The organism is Actinocorallia lasiicapitis, assembly GCF_054778695.1.
Genome location: NZ_BAAGZI010000546.1, coordinates 1 through 3,015, shown reverse-complemented (window position 1 = coordinate 3,015; position 3,015 = coordinate 1). Strand labels below are relative to the sequence as shown.

Annotated in this window: 4 protein-coding genes; all 4 read right to left on the bottom strand. The window is 70.4% G+C overall.

All coding sequences use genetic code 11. The annotated features are described in order from the left end of the window. A partial coding sequence (thiD, locus tag ACYVE7_RS31905; RefSeq protein ID WP_460370018.1) for a bifunctional hydroxymethylpyrimidine kinase/phosphomethylpyrimidine kinase occupies positions 1-730 on the bottom strand: 730 nt, incomplete at its 3' end. Next, positions 727-1,224: a nucleoside 2-deoxyribosyltransferase gene (locus ACYVE7_RS31900; RefSeq protein ID WP_460370016.1), complete on the bottom strand. Its 498-nt coding sequence runs from the start codon at positions 1,222-1,224 to the stop codon at positions 727-729. The genes ACYVE7_RS31900 and thiD, both read right to left, overlap by 4 nt. Then, positions 1,221-2,231 (bottom strand): thymidylate synthase, encoded by a 1,011-nt coding sequence (locus ACYVE7_RS31895; protein ID WP_460370015.1) that lies wholly within the window; start codon positions 2,229-2,231, stop codon positions 1,221-1,223. Before ACYVE7_RS31895 ends, ACYVE7_RS31900 begins: the two co-directional genes overlap by 4 nt. 257 nt (positions 2,232-2,488) lie before the next feature. Further along, positions 2,489-3,015, bottom strand: a 527-nt coding sequence (locus tag ACYVE7_RS31890) for a polyketide synthase dehydratase domain-containing protein (RefSeq protein WP_460370014.1), incomplete at its 5' end; no start/stop codon positions are given.

The following is a 3,015-nucleotide window of genomic DNA, read 5'->3' as shown; positions in this document are numbered from 1 at the left end:
CCCGCGCCACGGACGCGGCCGCCAGCCGGTGGGCGTGGACGGCCGCGTCCCGCAACGGGAACCCCCGCGCGAGCAGGACCGCCAGGACGGTCGAGTGGGCGCAGCCCGCACCGTGCTCACAGCCCGTCGTATGGCGGACGGCCGCGGGCAGGAACCGGTGGAGTTCCCCGTCGAAGAGCCAGTCCCCGCCGGAGAACACATCGGTGAGCAGGACGGCGCGTGCGCCCCGGGCGACGATCTGTTCGGCCAGGACGGCGGGATCGTTCTCACCGGGCGCTCCGCAGAGGATCCGCGCCTCGGCGAGATTGGGGGTGGCCACCGTCGCCAAGCCCAGCAGGCCCTCAGCGGCGGCTTCGACGGCCGTGCGGTCGGCGGGGATCGCGCCACCGGCGGCCGTTCCCAGCACGGGATCGAAGACGATCGGAACGGACAGGCCGCCCAGCCGGTCGGCGAGCAGCCGCATGACGTCGGCGCTCCAGACCGTCCCCACCTTCACCGCGTCCACCCGCAGGTCGTCCAGCACCGCGGAGAGCTGCTCGTCGAGCATCCGCAGCGGCACGTCCGCGTGTGCGCGCACTCCCCGCGTGTTCTGCGCGGTGATCCCGACGACGACCGTCGCGCAGTACGCGCCGAGCGCCGCGCACGTCTTCACGTCGCCCTGGACACCGGCGCCGCCACTGGAGTCGGACGTGCCGATGCTGAGGCAGATCGTCGGCGGCCCGGCCCTCACCGGCGGTCTGCCGCGTCGGCCCGCAGCCCGTCCGTCAGCTCGGCGGTGGCGACCGCCAGATCCGCGAAGAACGCGGGCCCGGCGTCGTAGGTCAGGTAGGCGACCGGGGCCACGGAGTCCAGCCCCGTGACGAGCGCGGCATATTCGGCCCTGGCTTCCAGCAGCAGGATCGTGGGACGGGCCAGGGCGCTGGCCCAGCCGATCTCGACATGGGTGCCGGGCGACGCGGGATGGCCGGGAAAGGCGACGAACAGATCGCAGGCCCGCATCCACGCCAGGTCCCGGCTGGTGCATTCCGCGGCGGGAACCATCGCCTGGCCCCACCCCTCCTCACGGTGGGCGTTGAGCACGAACCAGCCGGCGTCCTCGTAGTGGGCGATCAGCCGCTGGAGCCGGTCCTTCATCTCCGGGGAGAAGAGCCCCGTGTCCGGGCTGACGAGCGCTTTGAAAGGACCGCCGATGAAGGCGACCGGCTTGTTCCCCTGCGATGTCATCGTGCCTCCTGCGTCATGGCGGTCGTGCCGAGCGTGGGGAACCGGTTCAGGAGCATGTACCGGTAGAGCGGCGGGATCTCCTCCAGCAGCTCGCCGGGGTTCTGGCCCGTGTCGTCGTGGCGGGTTCTGCGGTAGAGCTCGAAGACGGCCAGGACCTGCGTCCAGTAGTCGGGCAGGCCGAGCGCCCGCAGGCTCGGAACGTCGAGCCTGATCCGGTCGGTCCTGAGCCGTTCCTCCGTCCGCATGACCCGGTCGACGTGCACCCGCTGGTCGCCGGCGGGCATGGCCGGCATCCGGTCGAGCGGCTGGCCGGGCGTGTGCGGCGCGCCGTGGACCCGCCGGGCGGCGTCCAGGTCGGGGGCGTACAGGTGCAGGGAGCCGACCATGTGGGTGTAGCCGCCGAGTTTCAGGCCGAGCTGCCGCGCCATCAGCTCCTGCAGAAAGGTGAAGGAGAAGACGTCGCTGGCCAGGCCGCGGAAAGCGTCGTTGGCGCGCATGTAGGCGACCAGGTGCAGGCTTCCGTCACGTGCGAGGAACTGCAGGCCGAGGGTGCAGGCGACGTCCGGGTTGCCGCGGACGGTCAGTTCCTCTGGCTGGAAGATCTGGATGACCGCGCGTTTGGAGTCCGGGTCCTCGGTGAGGGTCTCGACCACCGACGACCACTGGTCGAGCGCACCGGCGCCGAAATCGAAGATCCGGGGACCGTACGCCGTTCCGGTCAACTGGTCCGCCCCCATCACGAAACGCCGGACGGACGGGGCGTAGTAGGCGAGGTACTCCAGATCGCCGCGCCCGGCGAAATACCAGAGCGCTTCGGCGAAATTGAAGACCAGATTGGCGCGCCGCGACCGCGCCGGCAGCACTCTCCGCAGGGGATCGGCGATCGAGAACGCCGCGCCGAGCTTTTCCTGGCTGGGGAAACCTCTCGGGGAATTGAGGAATTCCGGGGTGTCCAGCAGGTCTGCGAGATTGGCCGCATAAGCCTCGGCAAGGGAACCGCACTTCATTCAGCTCCGCCTTCCCTTCGTTTGTCGAACCAGGGCTCGACAAACGATAGGCTCCGAGCAATTCTCACTCCATGAGCAATCGCTACTCAAATGCGGGGAGCCTGAGAGTACGGGCCCTGGGGCCCAGGAGCGTCAACCTTTCCCGGTGGCCGCGCGAGACTGATTCAGGACAGGCGGGATGGCGTCATTCCCACACCTTCCCGGCCTCGTCTCGCCTGTCCACACACAGCACAGTAATGACCACCCGGCGCCCGCCTTTACGCAGTAAGGATCGGGGTGGGGTGGGTGGTGTGGCCCAGGGAGCCGGTGGCGTGGTCGGTCCAGAGGCGGACGTCTTCGGTGCGGGAGCGGATGAGGAGGGAGCGGGTGTGGGCGGGGTCGGGCGGGCCGATGACGACCTGGTGGAGGATGTCGGTCTGGGCCGTCAGGACGATCGGTGACTGGAGGACCATCTCCTCGATCTGGTCGCAGCCGGTGGCGGCCGCGGCGTGGAGGGCCAGTTCGACGAAGACCGTGGCGGGCAGGACGGTCGTGCCGGCGACGGTGTGGTCGGCGAGCCACGGGAACGAGCCCAGTGACAGACGGCCGGTGAAGAGGAAACCGCCGTCCGGGAGTTCGGTGGTCGTCGCCAGCAGCGGGTGGTCGGCGGGTTCCAGGCCGAGCCCGGCCGCGTCGCCGGTCGCCGACGCCGCGTCCAGCCAGAACCGTTCGCGCTGGAAGGCGTAGGTCGGGAGCGGGACGGCGCGGGCGCCGGGGTAGACGGCGTTCCAGTCGGGGGTGGCGC